The 25,892-nt window shown below is 74.1% G+C and carries 25 protein-coding genes; 18 read left to right on the forward strand and 7 right to left on the reverse strand.

All coding sequences use genetic code 11. The features are described 5' to 3' along the window. Positions 1-4 precede the first annotated feature (4 nt). Positions 5-724, forward strand: coding sequence for a GNAT family N-acetyltransferase (locus AWW66_RS11985; RefSeq protein ID WP_067364310.1), 720 nt, complete (start codon positions 5-7; stop codon positions 722-724). Here AWW66_RS11985 and AWW66_RS11990 read toward each other — a convergent pair. Then, positions 687-1,382, reverse strand: coding sequence for a futalosine hydrolase (locus tag AWW66_RS11990; RefSeq protein WP_067364313.1), 696 nt, complete (start codon positions 1,380-1,382; stop codon positions 687-689). The two genes, AWW66_RS11985 and AWW66_RS11990, sit on opposite strands and share 38 nt — an antisense overlap. A gap of 74 nt (positions 1,383-1,456) precedes the next feature. Continuing rightward, on the reverse strand, positions 1,457-3,145 hold the full coding sequence (locus tag AWW66_RS11995) for an MFS transporter (RefSeq protein WP_067364410.1): 1,689 nt from the start codon (positions 3,143-3,145) through the stop codon (positions 1,457-1,459). Positions 3,146-3,232: 87 nt separating this feature from the next. Between AWW66_RS11995 and AWW66_RS12000 the strand changes: the two genes are divergently transcribed. Continuing rightward, positions 3,233-4,072, forward strand: coding sequence for a DUF3027 domain-containing protein (locus tag AWW66_RS12000; RefSeq protein ID WP_067364316.1), 840 nt, complete (start codon positions 3,233-3,235; stop codon positions 4,070-4,072). Between the two features lie 30 nt (positions 4,073-4,102). Here the strand turns inward: AWW66_RS12000 and AWW66_RS12005 are convergent, their stop codons facing one another. After that, entirely contained in the window at positions 4,103-4,342 is a 240-nt protein-coding gene (locus tag AWW66_RS12005; protein ID WP_396890421.1) for a DUF2530 domain-containing protein, read from the reverse strand. Positions 4,343-4,445: 103 nt separating this feature from the next. Between AWW66_RS12005 and AWW66_RS12010 the strand changes: the two genes are divergently transcribed. From AWW66_RS12010 to thpR, 5 genes are all read left to right on the forward strand, one after another. Next, on the forward strand, positions 4,446-5,924 hold the full coding sequence (locus AWW66_RS12010) for an NCS2 family permease (protein ID WP_067364322.1): 1,479 nt from the start codon (positions 4,446-4,448) through the stop codon (positions 5,922-5,924). Positions 5,925-6,054: 130 nt separating this feature from the next. Beyond that, entirely contained in the window at positions 6,055-6,504 is a 450-nt protein-coding gene (locus tag AWW66_RS12015; protein WP_211271921.1) for a MarR family winged helix-turn-helix transcriptional regulator, read from the forward strand. Positions 6,505-6,642: 138 nt separating this feature from the next. Next, complete coding sequence (locus AWW66_RS12020) at positions 6,643-7,926, forward strand: MFS transporter (protein WP_067364327.1); 1,284 nt, start codon at positions 6,643-6,645, stop codon at positions 7,924-7,926. 146 nt (positions 7,927-8,072) lie between these two features. Beyond that, complete coding sequence (locus AWW66_RS12025) at positions 8,073-8,582, forward strand: hypothetical protein (RefSeq protein WP_067364329.1); 510 nt, start codon at positions 8,073-8,075, stop codon at positions 8,580-8,582. A gap of 40 nt (positions 8,583-8,622) precedes the next feature. Then, positions 8,623-9,201, forward strand: a complete 579-nt coding sequence (gene thpR / locus AWW66_RS12030; protein ID WP_067364331.1) for an RNA 2',3'-cyclic phosphodiesterase — start codon at positions 8,623-8,625, stop codon at positions 9,199-9,201. A 64-nt stretch (positions 9,202-9,265) separates the two neighbouring features. Here thpR and sepH read toward each other — a convergent pair whose 3' ends face one another. The 3 genes from sepH to AWW66_RS12045 all read right to left on the reverse strand — a co-directional run bounded on the left by sepH (position 9,266) and on the right by AWW66_RS12045 (position 13,102). Then, a complete protein-coding gene (gene sepH, locus AWW66_RS12035) occupies positions 9,266-10,354 on the reverse strand; it encodes a septation protein SepH (protein ID WP_067364337.1) in 1,089 nt (362 codons plus the stop codon). A 218-nt stretch (positions 10,355-10,572) separates the two neighbouring features. Beyond that, positions 10,573-11,700: a phosphoserine transaminase gene (gene serC / locus AWW66_RS12040; protein WP_067364340.1), complete on the reverse strand. Its 1,128-nt coding sequence runs from the start codon at positions 11,698-11,700 to the stop codon at positions 10,573-10,575. A gap of 295 nt (positions 11,701-11,995) precedes the next feature. After that, positions 11,996-13,102, reverse strand: a complete 1,107-nt coding sequence (locus AWW66_RS12045; protein ID WP_067364345.1) for a citrate synthase 2 — start codon at positions 13,100-13,102, stop codon at positions 11,996-11,998. Between the two features lie 258 nt (positions 13,103-13,360). Between AWW66_RS12045 and pdxH the strand changes: the two genes are divergently transcribed. The 7 genes from pdxH (at position 13,361) to AWW66_RS12080 (ending at position 19,435) form a co-directional block, all read left to right on the forward strand. After that, positions 13,361-13,990, forward strand: a complete 630-nt coding sequence (gene pdxH / locus AWW66_RS12050) for a pyridoxamine 5'-phosphate oxidase (RefSeq protein ID WP_067364348.1) — start codon at positions 13,361-13,363, stop codon at positions 13,988-13,990. Further along, entirely contained in the window at positions 13,987-15,255 is a 1,269-nt protein-coding gene (locus AWW66_RS12055) for an MFS transporter (RefSeq protein WP_067364351.1), read from the forward strand. Before pdxH ends, AWW66_RS12055 begins: the two co-directional genes overlap by 4 nt. A 92-nt stretch (positions 15,256-15,347) precedes the next feature. After that, entirely contained in the window at positions 15,348-16,277 is a 930-nt protein-coding gene (locus AWW66_RS12060; protein ID WP_067364354.1) for an aldose 1-epimerase family protein, read from the forward strand. Positions 16,278-16,297: 20 nt separating this feature from the next. Continuing rightward, on the forward strand, positions 16,298-16,900 hold the full coding sequence (locus tag AWW66_RS12065; protein WP_067364357.1) for a nitroreductase family protein: 603 nt from the start codon (positions 16,298-16,300) through the stop codon (positions 16,898-16,900). A 226-nt stretch (positions 16,901-17,126) separates the two neighbouring features. Further along, the gene (locus tag AWW66_RS12070) at positions 17,127-17,432 is read left to right on the forward strand and encodes a type II toxin-antitoxin system VapB family antitoxin (protein ID WP_067364413.1); all 306 of its coding nucleotides are present in this window, start codon (positions 17,127-17,129) and stop codon (positions 17,430-17,432) included. Further along, on the forward strand, positions 17,429-18,592 hold the full coding sequence (locus AWW66_RS12075; protein WP_067364360.1) for an acyl-CoA dehydrogenase family protein: 1,164 nt from the start codon (positions 17,429-17,431) through the stop codon (positions 18,590-18,592). The genes AWW66_RS12070 and AWW66_RS12075 overlap by 4 nt, the downstream gene beginning before the upstream one ends. Positions 18,593-18,694: 102 nt before the next feature. After that, entirely contained in the window at positions 18,695-19,435 is a 741-nt protein-coding gene (locus AWW66_RS12080; protein WP_067364363.1) for a DUF4230 domain-containing protein, read from the forward strand. 98 nt (positions 19,436-19,533) lie between these two features. On the opposite strand, the gene AWW66_RS12085 is transcribed toward AWW66_RS12080, so the two are convergent. Next, the gene (locus tag AWW66_RS12085) at positions 19,534-19,743 is read right to left on the reverse strand and encodes a PspC domain-containing protein (protein ID WP_067364365.1); all 210 of its coding nucleotides are present in this window, start codon (positions 19,741-19,743) and stop codon (positions 19,534-19,536) included. A gap of 304 nt (positions 19,744-20,047) precedes the next feature. Between AWW66_RS12085 and AWW66_RS12090 the strand changes: the two genes are divergently transcribed. The 4 genes from AWW66_RS12090 to AWW66_RS12105 are packed head-to-tail and all read left to right on the forward strand — an operon-like array spanning position 20,048 to position 25,828. Continuing rightward, positions 20,048-20,875 (forward strand): ABC transporter permease, encoded by an 828-nt coding sequence (locus AWW66_RS12090; RefSeq protein WP_067364367.1) that lies wholly within the window; start codon positions 20,048-20,050, stop codon positions 20,873-20,875. Then, positions 20,875-21,618 (forward strand): ABC transporter ATP-binding protein, encoded by a 744-nt coding sequence (locus tag AWW66_RS12095; RefSeq protein WP_067364370.1) that lies wholly within the window; start codon positions 20,875-20,877, stop codon positions 21,616-21,618. The genes AWW66_RS12090 and AWW66_RS12095 overlap by 1 nt, the downstream gene beginning before the upstream one ends. Next, entirely contained in the window at positions 21,615-23,603 is a 1,989-nt protein-coding gene (locus tag AWW66_RS12100; RefSeq protein WP_083978417.1) for a DUF5941 domain-containing protein, read from the forward strand. The genes AWW66_RS12095 and AWW66_RS12100 overlap by 4 nt, the downstream gene beginning before the upstream one ends. 17 nt (positions 23,604-23,620) lie before the next feature. Further along, positions 23,621-25,828, forward strand: a complete 2,208-nt coding sequence (locus AWW66_RS12105; protein WP_067364373.1) for a bifunctional glycosyltransferase/CDP-glycerol:glycerophosphate glycerophosphotransferase — start codon at positions 23,621-23,623, stop codon at positions 25,826-25,828. Positions 25,829-25,892: the final 64 nt, after the last annotated feature.

Here is a 25,892-nt window from a genome sequence, read left to right on the forward strand (position 1 = left end):
CACGGTGCGGCGGCTGGTGCGGGCGGCGGGCGGCGTCGTCTCGGTGGGCCTCGGCGAGACGGGCCGCGAGGGCGGGCCGAGCGGAGAGAGCGGGGTGGTGCCGGTGCCACCGGTGCCACACGACGAGCGGCGGGACGAGGGCGGGCGGCGCTATCCGGCGCACCTGGACGTCCGGGAGGTACGCACGCTCCGGGACTGGCCGGGTGCGTGGTGGGCCCACTGGTACACGCTGCCACCGGAACGCTGGCCGTTGCGGGTGCCGGAGGCGACCTACGACCTGGACCGCGACCGGCGTGACCGGCGGCGCTTCCGCGAGTCGGTCCGTGACCGGGTCCGGGTCCGCCGGGTGGACGAGGGGCTGCCGGAGAGCTCCTGGCGGCTGGTGGCGGAGCTGCCGGACGGCGGGCTGATCGGTGAGTTGCGGGCCCATGAGCGGAGCGAGGACCTGGTGGCCGGGCAGGATTTCGGCGACCTGCGCGAGATCGTGCTGGACGGGGTGCTGGTGGCACCGGACTTCCGGGAGTTGGGCATCGGGCGTCGCCTGGTCGGGTTGCTCGTCGCGGAGATGGAGCGGGCCGGCGTCCCGACGGCTCGCGCGGTCGCGGAGTTCGCCGACGGCTTCCTGGTGGCGTGCGGCTTCACCATCGAGGCGAGCCGGCCGGTGTCGCTGTGCCTGCGGACCCCGCTCAGCCCAGGGCCGCCGCGGCAGCCGTCAGCGCGGTGAGCGCCTCCCGCATCCGCCACGCCGACCGGTCGCGGGGGCCGATCGGGTTGGAGATGGTGCGGAGCTCGGCGAAGGGGAGACCGGCTTGGGCGGCGGCGACGGCGACGCCGTACCCCTCCATGGCCTCGGCCACGGCGGTCGGGTGCCGGGCGGTCAGCGCGGCGGTGCTGGCGGCGGTGCCGGTCACCGTGCTGACCGTCAGCACCGGGCCGACGGTCGCCCGGGGCAGCCGGGCCCGCAGGCCGGCCAGGAGCGCCGGGTCGGCGGGGAGGTCGCTGCCGCCGCCGAGCACCTCCGGCGGCATGCCCAGATCGTCGACCGGGAGGAAGCCCTCCGGCGACTCGGCGCCCAGGTCGGCGGCGATGCTGCGGTCGCCGAGGACGGTGGCACCCACGGCCACCCGGCCGGTGAAGCCGCCGGCCACTCCCGCACTGATCACCGCCTGGTAGGGGCGGCCGGCGGCCTCGGCGAGCGCGAGGAGCCGGGCGGTGGCGGCACCGGCGGCGGCCGGGCCGACACCCACCGGCGCGACGGTCACGCTCGGATCGGTCAGGCCCGCCCGGACGGCCTCCGCCTCCACCGGAACCGCCGTCACCACGAGCAGTCCGGCCGTCACGGAGGGGCCGGCGTCCGCCACGGAGGCAGGGGTCTCCGCCATGAAGACGCCGGAGCCCGCGACGGAAGGGCCGGCGTCCGTGGCGGAGGGGCGGGCGTCCGTGATGGATGGCCTGGTCACCCGCGTGGGCCCGGGGCCTCGCGGCGGTTGCCGTCGTCCGCGCCGCCGGAGCCGCCGACGGCGGAGGAGGGGCGGTAGATGTGGTAGCCCGGCGGGGCGAGCGGGGTGCCGTCCGCCGGTTCGGTCCGGCCCCCGGCCGGGGCGGGCGACGTGGGGGTGGGGTCGTCCGCGTCCGGGCTGGTGTCCGGTCCGACGGCGGGGTCGGCGGTGCGGTCGGTGGCGGCGGTCCCGCTGGTGGTGGTTCCGCTGGTCGCGGTGTCGGTCCTGTCGGTGTCGGTGGCGGCGGTGAGTTCGTCGTCGGCCAGGGGGCGGCCGAGCAGCCGTTCGGCGCGGAGCCGGCGGGCCACCACCACGCCCCGGGTGGCGGCGAGCACGCCGACGGCGGCGACCACCGCGATCCCGGTCCGGCCGTCGAAGGGTACGAGGCCGAGCCCGCCACCGGCGACGAAGGCGAGCATCAGCGCGGTCTCCGAGTGGGCGAACGAACTCGCCCGGAGCCGCTCCGGGATGCGTTCCTGGATCGACGCGTCCACGGCGAGCTTGGCGATGCCGCTCGTCATGGCCGTGACCAGGCAGAGCAGGGCGACCATGGCGAGCGAGAAACTCAGCGTGGCGAGGATCGCCACCCCGGCCACCACGATGATGCCGCTGGACTGGATCGCGGCGGGCCGGTGGATGCGCAGCCGGGTCCCGATCGCGGTGGCCAGGAAGGTGCCGGTGGCGAGCGCCCCACCGACCAGGCCGAGCGCGACCTCCGGGCCCAGGTCCCGGCCGAGGACGCTGGTGTCCAGGTCACCCTTCTTGAGCGCGAACGCCAGGAAGAGCAGCAGGAAGCCGTAGAGCGCGCGCAGCGTCGCGGCCCCGGCGAGGGTGGCGATCACCAGCCGGCCCGCCGGCCGTCCCCGGCCCAGCGGCCGGTCCCGGTCGCGGCGCAGCGCACGCAGCGGGCGGGGCACCCGTTCCGGTGGCTCGGAGTCCGCCTTCGGGGGCAGTCGCAACGCGATGACCATGCCGACCAGGAAGATGACCGAGGCGACCCGGAGCGGCCACTGCGGGCCGAACCAGAACGCGGCCAGCCCGATCGGGGCCACCAGCGCGCCGGCGATCGTGCCGTAGACGCTGGCGCGCGCGCCGACCTGGGAGAGCCCCAGCCCGTCGGGCAGCAGCCGGGGCACCGCCGCCGACCGGGCCACCCCGTAGGCGCGGGAGAGCGCGAGGACCCCGAACGCGGCCGGGTAGAGGCCGAACCCGTGGATGTAGTCGGAGATCAACCAGGCCAGGAAGGCCCGCCCCAGCATGGTGACGGCCAGCGCGTACCGTCGGCCGTGCCGGAAGTGGTCGAGCAGGGGGCCGACCACGGGCGCCAGCATGGCGAACGGCACCATCGTCACCAGCAGGTAGAGCGCGACCTTGCTGCGGGCCTCGCCCAGCGGGACGTTGAAGAAGATCGTGCCGGCCAGGCCGATCGCGATCAGGGTGTCCCCGGCGCAGGAGACGGCGTGCAGGTCGAACAGGCGGACCATCCCGGTCTCGCCCCCGGCGCCCCGCGCACGGGCCTGCCCGGCCTGCCGGGTGACCCAGCGTCCGGAGCTGACCGAGCCCCGGAACAGCAGGCGGGTGGCGCGGATGCCGGTGCCGACGGTCCGCCCGAGTACGGACCGCTCGGAGCGGGAGAACAGCGGCATGTGCACCATCCTCGCCCATCCGCCCCCCGAGTGCGCACCACCGTCGCAAGAACGTTGCCGGGGAGTCCCTGTCACCCGGTACCGCCCATGGGGAACAATGGACGGGTGACCAGGCCCGCCAGCACCCGCGCCGCCCGCCTCGACCAGGTCTGCGCCGCCGCCGTCGAGGCGGCCCGTGCCGGCATCACCGAGGTGGGGCCCGACGACGTCGGCGACCACCTGAAGGCGGTCGCCGAGGGCGAACGGCTCGTCACGCACTACTTCGAGTGCCGGCTCGCCGGGTACCGGGGCTGGCAGTGGGGGGTGACCGTCACCCGGGTGCCGCGCAGCCGCAAGGTGACGATCTGCGAGACGGTGCTGCTGCCCGGCCCGGACGCGCTGCTGGCCCCCGGCTGGCTGCCCTGGCAGGAGCGGCTCAAGCCCGGTGACCTCGGCCCCGGCGACCTGCTCCCCACCCCGGCGGACGACGACCGGCTCGCCCCCGGGTACGTCCTCTCCGACGACCCGGCGGTCGAGGAGGTCGCCTGGGAGTTGGGCCTGGGGCGTCCCCGGGTGCTCTCCCGGGAGGGCCGGTCCGAGGCGGCCCAGCGGTGGTACGACGGTGACCACGGTCCCGCCGCGCCGATCTCGGTCGCCGCGCCGACCGCCGCCCGCTGCGGCAGTTGCGGCTTCTACCTGCCGCTGGCCGGTGCGCTGCGGCAGTCCTTCGGGGCGTGCGGCAACTTCTACGCCCCCGACGACGGCCGGGTGGTCAGCGCCGACCACGGGTGCGGCGCGCACTCGGAGACGCTGGTCGAGACGGGGGAGACCCCGGTGGACGAGCTGCCCACGGTGTACGACGACAGCGCCGTGGAGCCGGTGTCGGTGAGCCGGGCGCCCGGCTCGGTGGAGTCCGCCGAGCCGGCGGAGCCGTACGGGCACTCCTGACCGGCAGCCGGCGGGCTGGCCGGTGCTGAGCTAGTCCCGGCCGGCGGCGGCGCGGCGGCGACGCCGTTTCGCGTCGTGTCGCATCATCACCGCCAAACCGGGGAAGCCCCACAGAAAACCGGCCAGGCAGGTCCACAGCCAGTTCTCGCGCCCGTGCTCGGCCAGCCAGTCCCGGAACAGGAGCAGGACCAGACCGGCCGCCGCCCAGGCGACGAGCCCGGCGACCGCGAACGGGACCATCGGCGGGTCGAGCGGCTCGGGCCGCGGCATCTGCTCCTGTGCCACGGCACCGAGGGTACGCGATCCACCTTCCCCGCTCGCCGTCGATCTGCGACGATGCGCGCGACCAATCGATGATCAGTGTGAGGACCCGATGGCAGTAGCTCCGCCCGACAAGGGCGTCGCACCCGATCCCGCTCATCCCCGCAACGGTTTCGACCGGTACTTCGAGATCACCGCGCGTGGCTCGACGCTGGGTCGGGAGGTCCGGGGCGGCCTGGCGACGTTCTTCACGATGGCGTACATCGTGGTGCTCAACCCGTTGATCCTCGGCGCGGCCGTGGACGGCGACGGCCGACGGCTGGCCATGCCGGCGCTGGCGGCGGCGACCGCGCTGGTCGCCGGCCTGATGACCATCCTGATGGGCGTGGTGGGCCGGTTCCCGCTGGCGGTCGCCGCCGGCCTCGGCGTCAACGCGCTGGTCGCGTACGAGATCGCCCCGGAGATGACCTGGGCGGACGCGATGGGCCTGGTGGTGATCGAGGGCGTGATCATCGCGGTGCTGGTGCTCACCGGCCTGCGGACGGCGGTGTTCCGGTCGGTGCCCACCCAGATGAAGACCGCGATCGGGGTCGGGATCGGGCTCTTCCTGACCATCATCGGTCTGGTCGACTCCGGTTTCGTCCGGCGCATCCCGGACGCGGCGAACACCACCGTGCCGGTCGGGCTGGGTATCGGCGGCAAGCTGGTGAGCTGGCCGATGCTGGTCTTCGTGGTGGGGCTGCTGCTGACCCTGGTGCTGGTGGTCCGCCGGGTCCGGGGGGCGATCCTGATCGGCATCCTCTCCGCGACCGCGTTGGCGATCGTCATGCAGGCGCTGTTCAACATCGGTCCGTCGGTGGTGGACGGGGTGTCCAACCCCAAGGGCTGGTCGCTGAACGTGCCGGAGATCCCGACGACGGTCGTGGACGTGCCGGACCTGTCCCTGCTCGGCAACTTCAACGTGCTCGACTCGTGGAGCCGGGCCGGCTGGCTGGTCGTGCTGATGTTCGTCTTCACGCTGTTGATCACGGACTTCTTCGACACCATGGGCACGATGGTCGCGGTCGGTCAGGAGGGGAGCATGCTCGACGAGCAGGGCACCCCGCCCCGGGCGAAGGAGATCCTGCTGGTCGACTCGATCGGCGCGGTGGCCGGTGGCACGGCGAGCGTGTCCAGCAACACGGCGTACGTGGAGAGCGCGGCCGGGGTCGCGGAGGGGGCCCGGACCGGGGCGGCGAACCTGGTCACCGGGGTGCTGTTCCTGCTGGCGATGTTCTTCGCCCCGCTGGTGGTGATCGTGCCGTTCGAGGCGGCGTCGACCGCCCTGGTGGTGGTCGGCTTCCTGATGATGACTGCGGTGCGGACCATCGACTGGTCGGACTACGAGATCGCCATCCCGGCCTTCCTCACCATCGTGCTGATGCCGTTCACCTACTCGATCTCCAACGGTATCGGTGCCGGCCTGATCGTCTACGTGGTGATGAAGCTGGCCCGGGGCAAGGCGCGGCAGGTGCACCCGCTGCTGTACGCGGTGGCCGCGCTCTTCGTGCTGTACTTCCTGCGCGGGCCGATCGAGTCCGTGCTGCTGTAGGGGCTGCGGTAAGGGATCGACCGGGCCGGGGCTCCGTACGGGGTGCCCCGGCCTGTTCCCGTTTCGGGCCCTGGGTGAGCATGGTCTCATCATGGCTCCTCGGCCATGCTTGTTAGTTAGGCTAACTATCGTGACGGAGCGGACGGTGACGGCGAGACGCGTGCCACCGGCGCAACTGGCTCCCCAGTTGCGTGATGCGATCACCAGGCTGAACCGACGGGTCCGCCAGGCCCGGCCGGTCGGTGACCTGACGGTCACCCAGCTCTCCGCGCTCACCAGCATCCGGCTGGCGGGCGCGCTGACCCCTCGGGAACTGGCCGACATCGAACGGGTACAACCACCCACGATGTCCAGGATCGTCGGCAAGTTGGAGGAACGCGGCCTCGTGCGGCGTACCCCCCACCCGACCGACGGCCGGCAGGTCATCCTGGCCGTGACCGACGGGGGTCAGACGGTGCTCGACCAGTTCGAACGGGCCCGTGACGAGTGGCTGGCCGACCGGCTGGCCGCACTCGCCGAGGAGGACCGGGACACGCTACGGCGGGCCGCCGAGATCCTCCAGGGGCTGGCCCGCGCCTGACCGCGCCCGACCGCGCCCGGACCACCGGGCCGTGCCCGTACCGACGGGCCGAGCCCGCGCGTGCCCTCGCGCGCCCGCGCCACCGCGCCGCGCCGTCCGCCGTCGATGACGCGTACGAGCCGAGGAGGCGCACCAAGAGTGCAGGCCAGGTTGAGCACGATGTTCCAGTCCCTACAGGTCCGCAACTACCGACTCTTCGCCGCCGGGCAACTGATCAAACTGATCGGCGTCTGGATGATGTTCGTCGCCCAGGACTGGCTCGTGCTCGAGCTCTCGGACGACTCCGCCACCGCGCTCGGCGTGGTGGTGGCCCTCCAGTTCACCCCGGTACTCCTGCTTACGCTCCTCTCCGGGCGGCTCGCCGACCGGTACGACAAGCGGATGCTGCTCTTCGTCGCCAACGCGTTCTGGAGCGTGCTGGCGCTCGCCATGGCCCTGCTGGTCATCACCGACCTGGTCCGGCTCTGGCACGTCTTCGCCTTCGCCGCCCTGCTCGGCGTGGCGAACGCGGTGGAGACGCCGGTCCGGCAGGCGTTCGTCTCCGAACTCGTCGGCACCTCGCTGCTGCCCAACGCGCTGTCGCTGAGCGCGGCCGTGTTCAACTCGGCCCGGATCATCGGCCCCGCCGTGGCCGGCCTGGCCATCGCCGCCGTCGACGTCGGGCCGGTCTTCCTGGTCACCGCGCTCAGCTCGATCGCCCCGCTGGTCAACGTGGTCCGGATGCGTTCGACCGAACTGCACCGCCCGGCCCTGCCGCCCCTGGAGGAGCGCGACTCGGCGAAGGTGGTCGACGGGCTCCGGTACGTCTGGCGCCGCCCGGACCTGCTGCTGCCGATGGCGGTGATGTCGGTGGTCGGGATGACGCTGTTCAACTTCCAGCTCACCCTCGCGGCGCTGGCCAAGACGGTCTTCAACACCGGGGCCGCCACCTTCGGCCTGTTCAGCACCGCCCTGGCGGTCGGCGCGCTGGCGGGGGCGCTCGCCGGCACCGGGCGGCGCAGCCGCCCCTCGGTGTGGGTGGTGCTCGGCGCGGCGGTCGGGGTCGCGGTCTTCGGCACCATGGTCGGGCTGGCCCCGGCGTACTGGATGGTGGTGCTCCTGCTGCTGCCGACCGGCTTCTTCATGGTCTACTTCGCGCAGGCCGCCAACCAGCGGGTCCAGCTCGGGGTCGACGCCGCCTTCCGGGGGCGGGTGATGGCGCTCTGGGTGCTCGTCTTCCTCGGCACCAACCCGGTCGGTGCCCCGCTGATCGGCTGGGTCGCGGAGACTTTCGGCGCCGGGGCGAGCATCTGGACCGGTGGCCTGCTCTCGCTGGCCGCCACCCTGCTGGCGCTGGCCTGGCAGCTCCGCCGCGACGGGGCCCGGCTGCGGCTGCGGATGCTGCCCACCCCGCGCTTCTACGTCGTCTCCCCGGACTGCTGAGGCAGCGGCCCTGAGCTGCTGGGATTGCTGCGGCTGGTGAGTCTGCTGGGGCGGGTGGGGCCGGTGGGGCGGAGTCGGCGGGACCGGAGGGCGCGGATGGCAAGAAAGCGGTGGCGGTCGCCGCGTCCGGGCCGTAGCGTCGATGCGTGGGAGTCGATCGAACACTCTGGGTGATCCTGGCTCTCTTCGCGGCGGCCTGCCTGCCGGTTTTGATCGCCCTGGTCTGCTGCGCCGACGAGATCCTCGACCGGCTGGTCTGCGCCGTCTCCGAGTGGCGGGAACGCCGCCGGGAACGGCGGACCATCGCCCGGCTGGACCGGGCGGTCGGGGCGGACGCGCTCACCCGCGACATCGACCTGCGCGAACTCGACCGGGCGGACCGCCTCCCGCTCGAACAGATCGCCGCCGAGCTGCGCAACCTCGGCACCCACCGGACCACGGCCGTCGGCCGGGCCGCCGTCTGGAAGGGCGGCACGGTCGAGGCGTACGACAGCCGGCTGCGGGCCGCCTGCCGGGCGCTCGGCATCGACGAGCACCTGACCGAGCTGACCGGCGTCGACCTGGAGATCGAGCGGGTCCGGGTGGAGGGCCTGCTGCACCGGGCCGGGATCGCGCTGCCCGCCGCGCGGGCCGAGCAGGGCGAGCGGCACCGGTGACCCCGGTGGCGGCGCTGGTCCCGGCGACGGGCGGCTCCGGTTGAGGCTCTTCGTCGGGGTCTTCCCACCCCCTGGCGCGGTCGAGCATCTCGGCGCCGAGGTGGCCCGGCTCCGGGTGGGCGTGGCCGCCGCCGCGGGCACGAACGTCCGGCTGGCCGACCCGACCCGGGCGCACCTGACCCTGGCCTTCCTCGGCGACGTCGACCCGGAGCGGCTGCCCGGGGTGGAGCACGCGCTCGACCTCGCCGCCGAGCAGACCCGGGGCGAGGCGTCGGGGCCGCCGGTCCTGCGCCTGGGCGGTGGCGGTCGGTTCGGCTGGGGACGTACCACCGTGCTCTGGGTGGACGTGCGCGGCGACCTGCCCCGCCTGACGACCCTGGCCGGCACGGTCCGCACCGGACTGGCCGCGATCGGCGTACCCGCCGACGACAAGCCGTTCCGGCCGCACCTGACCATCGCCCGCCCCGCCGACCGGATGCCGCACGCCGACGTCGAGGCCGACCGGGCGGCCCTGGACAGCTACCTCGGGCCACCCTGGCCGGCCACCGAACTGGTGCTGGTGCAGAGCCGGCCCGGCGTCGAGCCGGGCTACCAGCGGCTCGCCGCCTGGCCCCTCTGAGCACGCCGGGCCGGGCGCGGGCGCGCGGAACCCGACGCGGTGGACCGGGGCCTGCGGCGCGCGGTCAGGAGGACTCGCGGGCCGCCGGGCCGCTGCCGAACAGGACGTCGTCCCAGCTCGGCAGGCGCTTGCGCGGCTTGCCGGCACCCTCGGCCGACTCGGTCGCCGCCGTCGCCGCGCCCGTGCGCCGGGGCCGGAGCACCGCCAGCGACGGCACGGCCGGGACCTCCTTCGGCGCGTCGGAGTCGTCGTCGAACGCGGAACCCTGGCCGCCGCCGAGCAGGGCGGCGGCCCCACCGCTGACGGCCCGCTGCCGGGACTGGTCCGGCCCGGACAGCGCGGCCGGGGTACGCGGCTCCAGGCCCCGGCCCGAGGTCGAGCCGAGCGGCCGGTCGAGCGAGGCGAGCAGGGCGTCCCGGCCGGCCCGGATCGGGTCCCGCCCGGGGCGGCCCGGCTCGGCGGGCGTCGGCAGGCCGTGCCCACCGCCCCGGCTCGGCTCGCCGCGCGACGGGCCGGGCAGGGCGTGTCCGCCCCGCTCCGGCGCCGGCTCCTGCCCGAGGATCGGGGTGGGCCGCTCGGCGCAGAGGTACTGTGCCATGTCGTCGTGCGGGGCGACCTGCTGGCGGGTCTTGTCCAGGTCCCAGACGGCCTGGGCGGTGGCCTTGCCCGACGGCCAGGTGGCGACGATCCGCCAGGTGCCGTCGTCACGCCGCCAGGCGTCCCAGGAGATCTTCTCGGTGTCGATCCCGTGCTGGGCCAGCCGGCCGTTGACCACCTCGGCGAGCGGGGTGGGCTTCTCCGCGCCCTTGAGCCGGGTGCGCCGGGCGTGCTGGGCGAGCATGGCCCGCTCCTGGAGCACCGGCCCGGCGTAGCGCAGGACCCGGTCGACCGGCACGCCGGCGATCCGGGCGACGTCCTCGGCGGACTCGCCGGCCCGGATCTTGGCCTGGATGTCGCGGGGGGAGAGCGACGGCACCGGGTCGGCGGCGGGCCCGGCCGACGCCACGGTCAGCGGCGGGGCGCTGCCCGGCTCGGCGTGCATCGCCGTGGCGACCCGTTCGTCGATGGGCAGGGCGAGCAGTCGCCCGACCTCGTCGGCGAGCACCAGAGCCTGGCCGTCCTCGGAGAGGGCGACGAAGCGTACTGGGCGCATAGCGTTGCCTCCGTCCCGCTTCGCTGGCCGCACGCCACGAGTCGGCCACCCGGGCGTCTCGCCCCACGGTACGCCCATCCGGGTCAGGTTGTGGGACGCCACGCCCGCATGTCGCGGATGACCAGCCTGATCAGTCAGTCGGGGCCGCCGTCCGTCGGTCGGCGGCGGCCCCTTCGACGGTACGCCTCGTCGATGCCGCGCGACGAGACCGCGCGGTGCTACAGGCGCTCGACGACGTAGTCGATCGACGCGGTGAGCGCCTCCACGTCGGTCGGCTCGACGGCCGGGAAGAGCGCCACCCGGAGCTGGTTGCGGCCCAGCTTCCGGTACGGCTCGGTGTCCACGATGCCGTTGGCGCGCAGCGCCTTGGCGATCGCGGCGGCGTCCACCCCGTCGGCGAAGTCGATGGTGGCGACCACGTTCGACCGCAGGGCCGGGTCGGTGACGAAGGGCGTCGCCACGGTGGAGCGCTCGGCCCAGCCGTAGACGATCCCGGCGCTCTCCGCCGTGCGCTTCGCCGCCCAGGCCAGCCCGCCCTGGGAGTTCATCCAGTCGGTCTGCTCGGCGGCCAGGAAGATGGTGGCCAGCGCCGGGGTGTTGTACGTCTGCTCCAGCCGCGAGTTGTCGATCGCGGTGACCAGGTCGAGGAAGGCCGGGATGTACCGCCCCGAGCCCTTGATCTCGGCGGCCCGCTCCAGCGCGGCCGGCGACATCAGGGCCAGCCAGAGGCCACCGTCGGAGCCGAAGCACTTCTGCGGGGCGAAGTAGTAGACGTCGGTCTCGCCGACGTTGACGTCCAGCCCGCCCGCGCCGGAGGTGGCGTCGACCAGCAGCAGCGAGCCCGGGTCGGCGCCGGCCACCCGGCTGATCGGCACCGCGACGCCGGTCGAGGTCTCGTTCTGCGGGGTGGCGTAGACGTCCACCCCGGCCTCGGCGGCCAGCGCCGGGGCGCTGCCCGGGTCGGCCTTGCGGACGGTCGGCTCACCGAGGAAGGGCGCGTCCTTGACCGACTTGGCGAACTTCGCGCCGAACTCGCCGAAGCTGGCGAACTGGGCCCGGTCCCGGACCAGCCCGAACGTGGCGACCTCCCAGAAGGCGGTGGTGCCACCGTTGCCGATGACGACCTCGTACCCCTCGGGAAGGGAGAAGAACTCGGCGATGCCGGACCGCAGCCGGGCCACCTGGTCACGGACGGTCTTCTGCCGGTGCGAGGTGCCCAGGACGCTGGTCGCCACGTCGGCGAGGGCGGAGACGGCCGCCGGACGGACCTTGGACGGCCCGCAGCCGAACCGCCCGTCGGCGGGCTTGATGTCGTCAGGAATCCGGATGGTCGAAACGTCAGCCACGGTTATCGAAGATCCTTCCGCATGGGCGGGGGCCCGGGTGAGCTGGCCGGCGCGGACCGTCGGCGGCACGTACGCCTCGGCGCACGGTGGGCCGAATCCGGGCCAGGTCTGGCGGCACTGCCGAGTCCCCATCCTCGCACCCGGGACGGGCCGGCCGGTGGCTGGTCCCGTCCCCGGTGCTGAGGTGTCCAACACACCCTGAGTCCTGCGCCACAGAGCGGCATCCGGGCAGGTGGGTGCGGGGGTGTGAGAAGGGTGCCCTTCTCGACCGTGGGCGTTAAGAGGGGGCCCTTCCTTACACGCCGTGCGGGACGGCGTCCCAGCCGTCGACCTCCTGCGGCTTGCGCGGGCCGGGGCCGACGTACCGGGCGGAGGGGCGGACCAGCCTGCCGAGCTTCTTCTGCTCCAGGATGTGCGCGCTCCAGCCGCCCATCCGGGCGCAGGTGAACATCGAGGTGAACATGTGCGCCGGCACCTCGGCGAAGTCCAGCACCACGGCGGACCAGAACTCGACGTTGGTGGCGAGCACCCGGTCCGGGCGGCGGGCCTGCAACTCGGCCAGCGCGGCCCGCTCCAGCGCCTCGGCCACCTCGAAGCGGGGCGCGCCCAGCTCCCGGGCGGTGCGCCGGAGCACCCGGGCGCGCGGGTCCTCGGCCCGGTAGACCCGGTGCCCGAAGCCCATCAGCCGCTCGCCCCGGTCCAGCACGCTCTTCACGTACCCCTCGGCGTCGCCGCTGCGCTCCACCGCCTCCAGCATGCTGAGCACCCGCGACGGGGCGCCGCCGTGCAGCGGCCCGGAGAGCGCGCCGATGCCCGACGAGATGCAGGCGGCGGCGTCCGCGCCGGTGGAGGCGACGATCCGGGCGGTGAAGGTGGAGGCGTTCAGGCCGTGCTCGGCGGCGGAGATGAAGTACGCGTCGACGGCCTTGACGTGCCGGGGGTCGGGCTCGCCCCGCCAGCGCTTCATGAACCGCTCGACGATGGTCTCCGCCTTGTCGATCTCCTTCTGCGGCACGGCCGGCAGGCCGAGGCCCCGGGCGGACTGGGCGACGAAGGAGAGCGCCGTCACCGAGACCCGGGCCAGGTCCGCGCGGGCCTGCTCGTGGGAGATGTCGAGGAACTGGTCGAGCCCCCAGTACGGGGCGAGCATCGCCACGGCGGACTGGACGTCGACCCGGATGTCGCCGGAGTGCACCGGCACCGGGAACGGCTCGGCCGGCGGCAGGCCGGGGCCGAACCGGCCGTCGACCAGCAGCGCCCAGACGTTGCCGAAGGAGACCTGGCCGATCAGGTCCTCGATGTCGACCCCGCGGTAGCGCAGGGCGCCGCCCTCGCGGTCGGGTTCGGCGATCACGGTCTCGAAGGCGACGACGCCTTCCAGTCCGGGTTTGAAGTCGGCCATGTGCTCTCTCCCGCGGCTTCGTCGGTGCGCCCGTCCTCGGGCGCCGGTGCGGCTCATGGATGTGTTCGTGACATCTTGCCTGCTGGATAACAGGGTTTGCGACCCACGGCGAGTGTGCTACGTACGACACCCGGGCCCGTGCCAGTCGGCAACGCCCCGGTAACACACGGCGGAAAGCGCTGGTCAGCGTGATGGGGGGCGATCCGGGTGCGGTGGACGGGCGGCGATGTGACGGGGGACACAGTGAGGCCAGCCGGGATGCGCAACGAGTATGCCGAGGAGAAAACGCTTTCCTGGGACGATCTGGCGGCCGACTGGCACACCCAGTTCGACCGCTGGTTCCACGACGCGGTCGCCGCCGGGCTCCCCGAGCCGAACGCGATGGTGGTCGGCACCGCCGACGCCGACGGCCGGCCCAGCGGCCGGACCGTGCTGCTCAAGGGGTACGACCCGGCGGGCTTCGTGTTCTTCACCAACTACGCCTCCCGCAAGGGCGGCGACCTCGCGGCCAACCCGTACGCCAGTCTGGTCTTCCCGTGGTTCGGGATGCAGCGGCAGGTGGTGGTCACCGGCCGGGTGGACCGGTTGGACCGGGCCGAGACCGAGGCGTACTTCGCCAGCCGGCCGCGCGGCTCGCAGCTCGGCGCCTGGGCCAGCACCCAGTCGAGCGTGGTCGCCGACCGGTCGGTGCTGGAGGAGCGCTACCGGGCGGTCCAGCGGCGCTTCGCCGACGTCGAGCCGGTCCCCGCCCCGCCGCACTGGGGCGGGCTGCGGGTGCGACCCGACGCGGTGGAGTTCTGGCAGGGCCGGCCCGACCGGATGCACGACCGGCTGCGCTACCGGCTGGCCGCGCCCGGGGAGTGGGTCACCGAGCGGCTCGCCCCGTGACCGCCGTCAAGCCGGGCCGGTCGAACGCCGCCCGGCGCTGGGCCATCGACCTGAGCCCGCTGCGGGTGCCGACGTACCGGCGGCTGTGGCTCGGCAACGCGATCGCCATGTTCGGCTTCCAGATGACCGCGGTGGCCGTCCCGGTCGAGATGTACGCGCTCACCCGGGACTCGTTCTGGGTCGGCCTGCTTGGCGTGGCGTCGTTCGTACCGCTGCTGGTCTTCGGGCTCTGGGCCGGCGCGGTGGCCGACGCCCGCGACCGGCGGCGGGTGCTGCTGGTCGGCTCGGCGCTGCTCTGGGCGTCGGTGCTGGCGCTGCTGGCCCAGGCCCTGCTCGGGGTGGGCAGCCCGGCGCTGCTGCTGGCGCTGGTCACCGTGCACTCCATCGCCTTCGCGATCAGCTCACCGGCGCGCAGCGCGGCGCTGCCCAGGATCCTCCCGGCGGAACTGCTCCCGGCGGCGATGACGCTGAACTTCACCACCTTCACCGCCGCGGCGGTGGTCGGGCCGCTCGGCGCCGGGCTGGTCTTCGCCGTCTGGGGCACCGACACCGGCCTGCCGATCGCGTACGCGTTGGACGCCCTGCTCTTCCTCGGGCTGATCACGGCCACCCTGCGGCTGCCGGCGATGCCACCGGAGCCGGTCGCCGAGGGGGAGGCGCACCGGGGCGGGCTGGGCGGGGTCCTGGACGGCCTGCGCTACCTGACCACCACCCCGGTCCTGCTGCTCTCCTTCGCCATCGACCTGATCGCGATGATCCTGGCCATGCCCCGGGCGCTCTTCCCCGAGGTGGCGGTGGAACGGTTCGGCGACGGCGCGGCCGTCGGCTGGCTCTACAGCGCGATGGCGATCGGGGCGATGCTCGGCGGGCTCACCTCCGGCTGGATCGGCCGGCTGCACCGGCAGGGCCTCGCCCTGGTGCTGGCCGTGGTCGGCTGGGCCACTGCCATCGCCCTGGCCGGGCTGGCCCGCAACCTCTGGCTGATGGTCGTCCTGCTCGCCGTCGCCGGCCTCGCCGACCTGGTCAGCGCGGTGCTGCGCCAGTCCATGCTGCTGGTCTACGCGCCGGACCGGCTGCGCGGCCGGCTCCAGGGGGTCAACCTCGCGGTGGTCGCGGGCGGGCCGCGCCTCGGCGAACTGCGGGCCGGCGCGACGGCCGGGTTCCTGGGCGCCGGAGTGGCCTGGGTCGGCGGGGGACTGCTGGCGGTGGTGCTGACCGTGCTGCTGGCGGTCGCCTTCCCGGCGCTGCGTCGCTACCGCCGGTGACCCGCTGCGTCGCTACCGCCGGTGACCCGCTGGGCGGGACGGAAGGTGACGTGCCGAGCGCGCAGCGGCACCGACCGGTTAAGGTCCCCGACATGAACAACGTCGAGCCGCGCCCTGCGTCCGGGGCACAGTGGACCATTGCCGCCGCCGGTCACGAGGCCGTCATCGTCGAGGTGGGCGGTGGTCTGCGGGCGTACCGCCACGACGGGGTCGACTATCTCGACGGGTACGAGGCGGACGAGATCTGCCCCGGCAGCGCCGGCCAGGTGCTCGCCCCGTGGCCGAACCGGATCCGGGACGGTCTCTACACGGTGGGTGACGAGACGTACCAGTTGCCGCTGACCGAGCCGGCCCGGCACGTGGCCCTGCACGGCCTGGTCAACTGGGTGCGGTGGCGGCTGGTCGAGCAGGCCGACGACGCGGTCACCGTGGAGTACGAGCTGCCGCCCCACCCGGCGTACCCGTGGGCGTTGCGGGTTCGGGGCCGGTGGAGCGTCGGGGCGGACGGGCTGCGGGTCGAGCACGAGGCGACGAACCTCGCCACCACGGCGGCCCCGTTCGGCTTCTCCGTCCACCCGTACCTGCAACTGCCCGGGGTGGCCGTGGACGACCTGACCATGCGGGTGCCGGCGCACCGCCGCCTGGTGGTGGACGGCCGGCTGCTGCCGGTGGGCGCGAGCCTGGTGGCCGGCACCGAGCACGACTACACCGAGCCGCGCCGGATCGGCGGGGCCCAGCTCGACACGACCTTCGGCGAGCTGATCCGCGACGACGACGGCGGTTCGTCGGTGACCCTGACCGGCCCGGAGGGCTCGGCCGGCGTCCGGATCTGGGCCGACCGGGAGTTCGGCTGGTGGCAGGTGTTCACCGGGGACGCCCTGACCGGCAAGCGGCACCGCCGCTCGGTGGCGGTCGAGCCGATGACCTGCCCGCCCGACGCGTTCCGGTCCGGCCGGGACGTGATCGAGTTGGCGCCCGGCGCGACCTGGCGCGGGGTCTGGGGCATCCGCCCCGGGGCCTGACCGGGCCGGGCGGCAGCGACATGGAGTTCGCCGAGGTCGTCCGGCGTCGCCGGATGGTGCGCAACTACGACCCGGACCGGCCCGTCCCGCCCGAGGTGGTGGACCGGCTGCTCGACCACGCGACCCGAGCCCCGTCGGCCGGGTTCGCCCAGGGCTGGGGGTTCCTGGTGCTGGAGACCCCGGCGGACCGGGACCGGTTCTGGTCGGTGGCCACCCCGGAGGGCGGCGGCCGGGAACGCTGGCTGGCCGGGATGCGGCGGGCCCCGCTGATCGTCGTCCCGCACGCCCACCGCGCGGCCTACCTGGAGCGGTACGCCGAGCCGGACAAGGGCTGGACGGACCGCGCGACGGCCCGCTGGCCGGTGCCGTACTGGTACGTCGACACCGGCTTCGCGGCGCTGCTGATGCTGCTGACCGCCGTCGACGAGGGGCTGGGGGCGTGCTTCTTCGGCATCCCGCCGCAGCGGACCGAGGCGTACCGGGCGGCGTTCGGCGTGCCGGCGGAGTACGACCCGGTCGGTGCGATCACCGTCGGTTACCGGGCTCCCGACCACCGGTCCCCGTCGCTGCGGCGGGGGCGGCGGCCGGTCGACGAGGTGTTCCACCGGGGGCGGTGGCGGTGACCCGGTGCGGTCCGCCGGTGGTGCGCCGCCGGGCCGGGGCTGCCGCCCGCCGGGCCGGGTCCGCCCGGTCGCCCGAGGCCGGCGGGCCCGGCGCGAGGGAGCGGAACGGGGTGTGGCAGGGCCGGTTAGGCTGGCAGGGTCATCGGCGCCGCGTCACGCGGTGCCAGCCCGCGACCCGGCCCGGAGTCGCGGGTCGGTCCGGTCACGGGGAGGGGTGCGTGCCGTCGTGATCTTCAGAGCGGTTCGGGACGGGCGGCCCTACCCGGAGCACAACCTCACCCTGAAGCAGTGGGCGGAGATCCCACCCCGGCCGCTGCGGCTGGACCAGCTCATCACCACCAAGCGGGAGCTGGCGCTGGACAAGCTCCTCGCCGAGGACTCCACCTTCTACGGCGACCTCTTCCCGCACGTGGTCCAGTGGAACGGCGGCCTCTACCTGGAGGACGGGCTGCACCGTGCCCTGCGCGCCGCCCTCCAGCAGCGCAACCAGATCCACGCGCGGGTGTTCGTCCTCGCCGGGGCGCCGGAGTGACCGACCCGCTCGACCTGTTGGCCCTGGACTCCGCCCTCGACACCGAGGAGCGGCAGATCCGCGCCGTCGTGCGCCGGGTTGTCGACGACCGGGTACGCCCGTACGTCGCCGACTGGTACGAGCGGGGCGAGGTGCCGGTGCGCGAGCTGGCCCGCGAGTTCGGCCGGCTGGGGCTGCTCGGCATGCACCTGACCGGGTACGGCTGCGCCGGGGCCTCCGCCGTCGCGTACGGGCTGGCCTGCCTGGAGCTGGAGGCGGGCGACTCGGGTGTCCGGTCGCTGGTCTCGGTGCAGGGCTCGCTGGCCATGTACGCGATCTGGCGGTACGGCAGCGAGGAGCAGAAGCAGCGGTGGCTGCCGGCGATGGCGGCCGGCGAGGCGATCGGCTGTTTCGGGCTGACCGAGCCGGACCACGGCTCCGACCCGGCCTCGATGGCCACCCGGGCCCGCCGCGACGGCGACGACTGGGTGCTCACCGGCGGCAAGATGTGGATCACGAACGCGCCGGTCGCCGAGGTCGCGGTGGTCTGGGCGCGGGCCGAGGAGGGCGTCCGCGGGTTCGTCGTGCCGATGGACACGCCGGGGGTGACGGCGCGGGAGATCCGCCGCAAGATGTCCCTGCGCGCCTCGTCGACCGGGGAGATCGTCCTCGACGACGTGCGGCTGCCGGCGGACGCGCGGCTGCCCGGCGCGGAGGGGCTGAAGGCCCCGCTGAGCTGCCTCACCGAGGCCCGGTACGGCATCGTCTGGGGCGCGCTCGGCGCGGCCCGTGACTGCCTGGCCACCACCCTGACGTACGCGACCACCCGCACCCAGTTCGGCCGGCCGCTGGCCGGCTTCCAGCTCACCCAGGCCAAGCTCGCCGACATGGTGGTGGAGTTGCAGAAGGGCCAGTTGCTGGCGCTGCACCTGGGGCGGCTCGCCGACGGGGCCGGGGTCCGGCCCGACCAGGTCAGCGTGGGCAAGCTGAACAACGTGCGGGAGGCGCTGGCCATCGCCCGGCAGTGCCGCACGATCCTCGGCGCGAACGGCGTCTCCGGCGAGTACCCGGTGATGCGGCACGCCAACAACCTGGAAAGCGTGCTCACCTACGAGGGCACCTCGGAGATCCACCAACTGGTCGTCGGCCAGCGCCTCACCGGGCTCTCCGCGTTCGCCTGACCAGGGGCGACTGTCCGGTTCGGGCGCTCGGCGCGCGAGTGTCGTACCGGGGACGTACCGTCTCCTCAGGTGACGTTACTCGCCAGGAGGACGGTGAGGGGCATGCCACGAGACAGTGTCGACGAGCCCACCAGCACGTTCCCGGAGCCCGGCTCCGGTGCCCGGTACGACGCTCCACCACCGGCCCCGTCCGGTGGCTCGCGCGGGCCGGTGCGGGGCCTGCTCGCGGTGCTCGGTGCCGCCGCGGTGGCGGTGGTGGTGCTGCTCGGCGTGCAGACCACGGGCATCCTGCCGAACTTCCGCAACCCGTTCGCGCAGGAGCAGACCGACCGCACCCAGCCGCCGCTGCTCAAGTCGATCCAGGACCTCAGCCGGTACGTGGCCGCCGAGGGCAACTTCCAGGTCGTCGTCGACCTGCAGAACGACCGGCGCAACGTGCCGGACTTCCTGCTCAACGAGCGCACCCTCTTCGTGGGCAGCGGCAGCGTCGAGGCGTACGTCGACTTCGCCCGGATCGGCGAGGGGGCGGTGGTCACCTCGGCGGACAACAGGTCGGTGGAGATCAAGCTGCCCGCCCCGCAGCTCGGCAAGACCAACCTCGACATGGAGAAGAGCTACGTCGTCGCCCAGGAGCGGGGGCTGCTCAACCGGATCGGCGACCTGATCGAGGGCGACCCGAACCGGCAGCAGCAGGTGTACCGGATGGCCGAGGAGCGGATCACCGCCGCCGCCCGGGACAGCGGTCTCGGCGCCCGCGCCGAGGAGAACACCCGCAAGATGCTGGAGGGGCTGCTCCGCTCGCTCGGCTACCAGACGGTGACCATCACGTACACCGCGCCCTGACCGGCGACGCCCGACAGGCGGCGCCCGCCCCGGCGACGGGGCGGGCGCTCGGGTCACGGGGGCACACCGGGCGGTCCCAGGCCGGGGCGGCCCGGCGATCAGTACCCGGCGCGCATGGCGTAGCGGTCCTCGTTGGGCATCAGCACCCAGAGCACCAGGTAGATGATCACCTGGGTGCCGGGCAGGAGCAGGGACAGCAGGAACAGCAGTCGGACCATCCCGGCCGACATGCCGAACCGCTGGGCCAGGCCGGCGCAGACACCGGCGAACATGCGCCCCTCCCGGGGCCGGACCAGTTTGCGACTCATCGTCGTCTCCCACTCTGCGGCGTCAAGCCGCCTCTGGTTCCACGGTAGGAACGGGCCACCGCCGCGCCCTCGGCCGCAGGGTGGAGCCGTCACCCCGGTACCCGTAGGTGCTTACCCCGGCCGTGCCCCACCGACTCCCGGCCGCACAGGGCCGGCTCTCGGCCGCGTCGCGCCGGCTCCCGTCCGCGTCGCGCCGGCTCCGGCCCGCACAGGCCGGCTCCCGGCCGTGCCGCATCTCGGCGAAGCCCCGGCTCGGCCCCCGGGCCTGCTGCTAGCCTGTGTCGCGGTCAACGAGGAGGCGACGGTGACGTCTGGCGTCGGGGCGTTGTGGTCGCACCGCAACGCGCTGCGCATCCTGGTCAAGCGGGACCTCGCGGTGAAGTACCAGCAGTCCCTCCTCGGCTACTTCTGGTCGTTGATCGAGCCGCTCGGCATGGGCGCGATCTACTGGTTCGTCTTCGGCGTGCTCTACTCCCGCGACACCGGCCGGCACCTCGGCGAGGCGGCCGACTCGTACCCGTTGTTCCTGATCACCGGGATCTTCGCCTGGATGTGGACCAGTTCCGCGCTGAGCGAGGCGACCAACGCGCTGACCGGCCAGGCGCGGTTGATCACCACGATGAACGTGCCCCGGCAGGCGTTCCCGATCGGCCGGGTCACCGGCCGGTTCGCCGAGTACGCCGCCGGCCTGCCGATCCTGGCCGCGATCGCCGCCTTCTACGCTGCCCAGGGCACGATCGACCCGGGCTGGTCGCTGTTCGCGCTCCCGCTGGCGGTGCTGGTCCAGGCCACCCTGCTGATCGGGCTGGCGCTGCTGCTCTCGGCGTTCAACGTGCTGATGCGCGACATCGAGCGGTTCATGCGGCTGGTGATCCGGGTGCTCTTCTACGCCACCCCGATCATCTACCCGCTGGCCCTGGTCCGCGACTCCGACCTGCCCGGCTGGCTCAAGACCGGCTACGAGCTGAACCCGCTGGTGGGGATCTTCCAGTTGCACCACGCGGTCTGGTACCCCGACGAGTTCCCCCCGGCCCGGCTGCTGGCGACCACGGTGGCGGTGAGCCTGCTGGTGCTTCTCGCCGGCTGGTGGGCGTTCCGCCGGCTCGAACCCGCGGTGCTCAAGGAACTGTGATGACCGAGCCGATCATCGAGGCGGAGCACCTCGGCATCCAGTTCGTCCGCAACCGGCGCCGGCAACTGCGCCTGCGCGACCTGCTCATCCGCCGGAAAGCGGGCGCGGGAACCGGCCGGTTCTGGCCGCTGCGGGACGTGTCGTTCCAGGTCGCGCCCGGGGACACGGTTGGGGTGATCGGGCGCAACGGCACCGGCAAGAGCACCCTGCTGCGGCTGATCGCCGGGGTGCTGATCCCCGACGAGGGGCGGATCCGGGTCCGCGCGGACGTCGCCCCGCTGCTGGAACTCTCCGCCGGCTTCTCCAACGACCTGACCGGCCGGGAGAACCTGTACCTGGTCGGCGGGCTGCACGGGCTCTCCACCGGCTACCTGCGGCGGCACTTCGACGAGATCGTGTCGTTCGCCGGTGAGCAGGTGGAACGGGCCATCGACACGGCGGTACGGCACTACTCGTCGGGGATGAAGGTCCGCCTCGGTTTCGCCATCATCTCCCACCTGCCGCATCCGATCCTGTTGATGGACGAGGTGACGGCGGTCGGGGACGCGGAGTTCCGCCAGCGGTGCTATGCGACGATCGACCGACTTCTCGGGGAGGGACGCACACTGGTGCTGGTGTCACACAACGAAAAGGACCTGACCCGGTTCTGCCGTCGAGGGCTCTACCTCGACGGCGGCCGGCTGACCGTGGACGGCACGGTGGCCGAGGCGCTGGCCGCGTACCACGACGCGGTTCCCCGGTGACCCTCGCGATCGTGCTCGCCGCCGGTACGCCCGCGGCGGGCCTGCCCACGGACTCGGGTCAGCGGCTCGCCGACCGGCTGGCGACGCAGTGGCGTGCCGCCGGGGCGCGCGACGTGCGCTTCGCCGCCGACCTGGGGGAACTGGCCGCCCTGGTCGACGACGCGACGGGGCCGGTGATCGTCAGCGGTGCCGACCTGGTCGCGCACACCGCCGTCCTGCGGCACCTGGCCACCAGTCCGGTCGGGCCGACCGTGGCGCTGGTCCTCACCGACCCGCCCGGCTCCGGCCGGACGGCGGTGCGCGAGGAGCGCGGCCAGGTGGTGGACGCCGGGCCGCCGACGGAGCTCGACGGCGCGGCCACCGGGATCTTCGGTGGCGCGGTCCGGGTGGGTGCCGGGGACCTGCCGACGCTGGCCGCCGCCGCCCGTGCCGCCGCGACCGGCGCGACCGGGCTCGCCGGGGGTGGCCCGGCGGCCGGGCCCGCCGTGGACCGGCTCTTCGCCGGCCTCACCGCGCTCGGCACCCTGACCTTCGCCCACCGGGTACGCCTGCTCGTCGCGCACCGGGTCGACGACGCCGCCGGGCTGGCCGCCGCCAGCGCCGCCGTGGCGGCGGTCGACGAGGACCGGGCCGAGCTGCGGCTGTCGGTGAAGGAGAAGGACGACTTCTTCACCACGTACTTCGTCAGCACCTGGTCGCCGTACGTGACGAAGGCGTGTGCCCGGCTCGGGCTCGGCCCGACCACGGTCACCATGATCTCGGTGGCCTTCGCGGTGGCTGCCGCGCTGCTCTTCGCCACCGGGGACCGCCCCGCGCTGGTCCTCGGCGGGCTGCTGCTCTACCTCGGGTTCGTGCTGGACTGCGTGGACGGGCAGGTGGCCCGCTACACCCGGCACTTCAGCGCCTGGGGCGGCTGGCTGGACACCATGGCCGACCGGGCCAAGGAGTACCTGGTCTACGCCGGGCTCGGGTACGGCGCCACGGCGGCCGGCGTCGAGTACGGCTGGGCGCTGGCCATCGCCGCGATGACCCTCCAGACCGTCCGGCACATGACCGACGCCTGGTACGGGGTGCTGCACGACGAGGCGGCCCGCCGGCCCAAGACGGTCGGCGCCGGTGGGGGCGGGATCGGCGACAGGCTGAACGCCGCGTCGACCCGGGTGCAGGCGGACACCGGCTCGGTGTCGTACTGGTTGAAGCGGACGGTGGTCTTCCCGATCGGCGAGCGGTGGGCGTTGATCGCGCTCGCCACCGCGCTGTTCAGCCCCCGGGTGGCGCTGCTGGCGGTGCTGGTCTGGGGGACGCTGGCGTTCGCCTACACGGGCGCGCTGCGGACCCTGCGGGCCCGCTGGATGTGGGTGCCGGTGCTGGACACCGTCGACGCGACGCTGCACCGCGACGACGGTCCGCTGGCCGCCCGGCTGCCGGTGCTGCGCCCGGTGGGGCCGCTGACCCTGGCGGTGCTCGGGGCGCTCGGGTCGGCCGGGTTGCTGGTGGCCGCGCTGGTCACCGGGTCGGCCGGGCTGCGCTGGGCGGTGCCGGCCGTGCTGCTGGTGCTGCTGCTCGCCGGGCTGGGCGCGGGGGCGGCGCACAACGGTCCGCTGGACTGGCTGGTGCCGGCGGCGTTGCGGGCCGGGGAGTACCTGTTCGCGATCGCGGTCGGGGTGGTCGCCGGTGCGCCCGCCTGGCTGGTCTTCGGGTACGTCTTCGTGCTGACCCTGCACCACTACGACCTGGTCGCCCGGTTGGAGAAGCGGCAGGCCGCGCCCCCGCTGCACGGGGGGACGCTGGGCTGGGAGGGGCGCTCCGCGCTGCTGGCGGTGGCGACGATCGCCGGAATTGCCAGCATCGGCCTGTTTACACTCGGTGTGTACCTCTTGGTGGGCTTCTTCGCGAGTGTGGTCCTGGCCTGGGTGGTCCGGCCGGCCCACGCCACCCGGCCGGCGGCCGGTCCGCTGGCCGTGGGGAGCCGCCCGCCCGGCTGACGTGAGGGGGCCGGCCGATGACCCTGATCAGTTTCGTCGTGCCGGCCTACCGGGTGCAGGCGTACCTGCGCGAGTGCCTGGACTCGATCCTCGACCAGCCCTTCACCGACCTTGAGGTGATCGGGGTCGACGACTGCTCGCCCGACGCCGGTGGGGAGATCCTCGCCGGGTACGCCGCCCGGGACCCCCGGGTCCGGGTGCTCCGGCTGCCCGAGAACGCCGGTCTCGGCCCGGCCCGCAACGCCGGGCTGGACCGGGCCGGCGGGGAGTACGTCTGGTTCCTCGACTCCGACGACTGGCTGGCCCCGGAGTGCCTGCCGGCGGTGGCCGCCCGACTGCGCGCCGGTACCCCGGACGTGCTGCTGGTCGACCACGTCCGGCGGCACTGGGACGACTCGGCCAGCCCCAGCGCGTGGGCCCGGGTGCTGCCCGACGGGGTGGGGACGGGCACCTTCGCCCTGCGGGACCGGCCGGAGGTGCTGCGGCTGCTGCACGTCGCCTGGAACCGGGTGCTGCGCCGGGACCTCCTGCTCGACCAGGGGCTGCGCTTCGCCCCCGGGTGGTACGAGGACGTGTCGTTCACGTACCCGACCCTGCTGGCCGCCGGGCGGATCGGGGCGCTGGACCGAGTCTGCGTCAACTACCGGCAGCGGCGGGCCGGGGCGATCACCCGGACCCGCGACGAGCGGCACGTCGAGGTCTTCGACCAGTGGGACCGGGTGTTCCGCTGGCTGGTCGCGCGGCGGCCCGCCCTCGACGACCTGTGGCCGGCGGTCTACGAGCGGATGGTCTGGCACTGCCTGACCGTGCTCGGCAACGGGGAGCGGATCGACCCGCACCTGCGGCCGGTCTTCTTCGCCCGGATCACCGCCGCGATGCGGCGCTGGCGGCCACCGGCCGGCTACCCGGTGCCGCCCGGGGTGCCGGGGCTCAAGCAGCGGCTGGTGGCCGGCGGGCACTGGCGGACCTTCACCGCGCTCCGGGTGGCCGGGCGGGTCCGGGACACCGCCGGCCGGGGTGTCCGCGCGGCGGGCCGGCGGGCCGTCCCGGTGGCCCGTACCGCCCGGGACGCCGCCGGGTACGCCTACTACCGGGCCGAACTGCACCGGCCGCTCGACCCGGCGTTGGCGGTCTACGCCGCCTACTGGTACCGGGGGTACGCCTGCAACCCGGCGGCCGTGTACGAGGCGGCCCGCCGGCTCGCGCCACAGGTCCGGGGGGTGTGGATCGTCCGGCGGGACCGGGTGCACACCCTGCCCGCCGGGGTCGAGTACGTGGTGGCGGGCAGCCGCGCGTACCACCGGGTGCTGGCGCGGGCCCGCTGGCTGGTCAACAACGTCAACTTCCCCGACGCCGTGCGCAAGCGCCCCGGCTCGGTGCACCTGCAGACCCACCACGGCACCCCGGTCAAGGTGATGGGGCTGGACCAGCAGCGGTACCCGCTCGGGGCGCTCGGGATGGACTTCGCCGCCCTGCTGCGCCGGGTGGACCGCTGGGACTACAGCGTCACCGCGAACAGCTTCTCTACCCAGCAGTGGGAGCGGGCGTACCCGGCCGGGTACACCACCCTGGAGTACGGGTACCCGCGCAACGACCGGCTGGTCACCGCGACCGCCGAGGAGGTGCGTCGGATCCGGGCGCGGTTCGGGGTGGGCGGGGACGAGCCGGTGATGCTCTACGCCCCGACGCACCGGGAGCACCTGCCCGGGTACCGCCCGCCGTTCCGCCCGGCGGAGCTGCTCGACGTGCTCGGGCCCGGGGCCCGGGTGCTGCTGCGCAGCCACTACTTCCACGACCGGGAGCCGGCCGACCGGGCGTCGGAGGTGGAGGTGGGGTCCGGCCGGGTGCTCGACGTCACCGACCACGACCGGGTGGAGGAGCTGTACCTGGCCGCCGACGTGCTGGTCACCGACTACTCGTCGGCGATGTTCGACTACGCCGTGCTGGACCGCCCGATCGTGGTCTACGCGCCGGACTGGGCGGCGTACCGGCTGACCCGGGGGGTCTACGTCGACGTCACCGCCGAGCCGCCGGGGGCGGTGGCGACGGACTTCGCCGGGCTGCTCGACCTGTTCCGGTCGGGGGCGGTGCGGTCACCGGCGGCGGAGGCGGCGCGGCGCCGGTTCCGGGCCCGGTTCTGCGCCCTCGACGACGGGCACGCGGCCGAGCGGGTGGTGCGCCGGGTCTTCCTCGGCGAGCAGCCGCACGCTGGTACCGATCGGTAACAGGTAATAAAGCTGTCACGAGCCCAACATGGCACGTTTACCCGATGTGCGGATCGGATGATCC

It is taken from the genome of Micromonospora rosaria (genome assembly GCF_001567585.1).
Taxonomy (GTDB): domain Bacteria; phylum Actinomycetota; class Actinomycetes; order Mycobacteriales; family Micromonosporaceae; genus Micromonospora; species Micromonospora rosaria.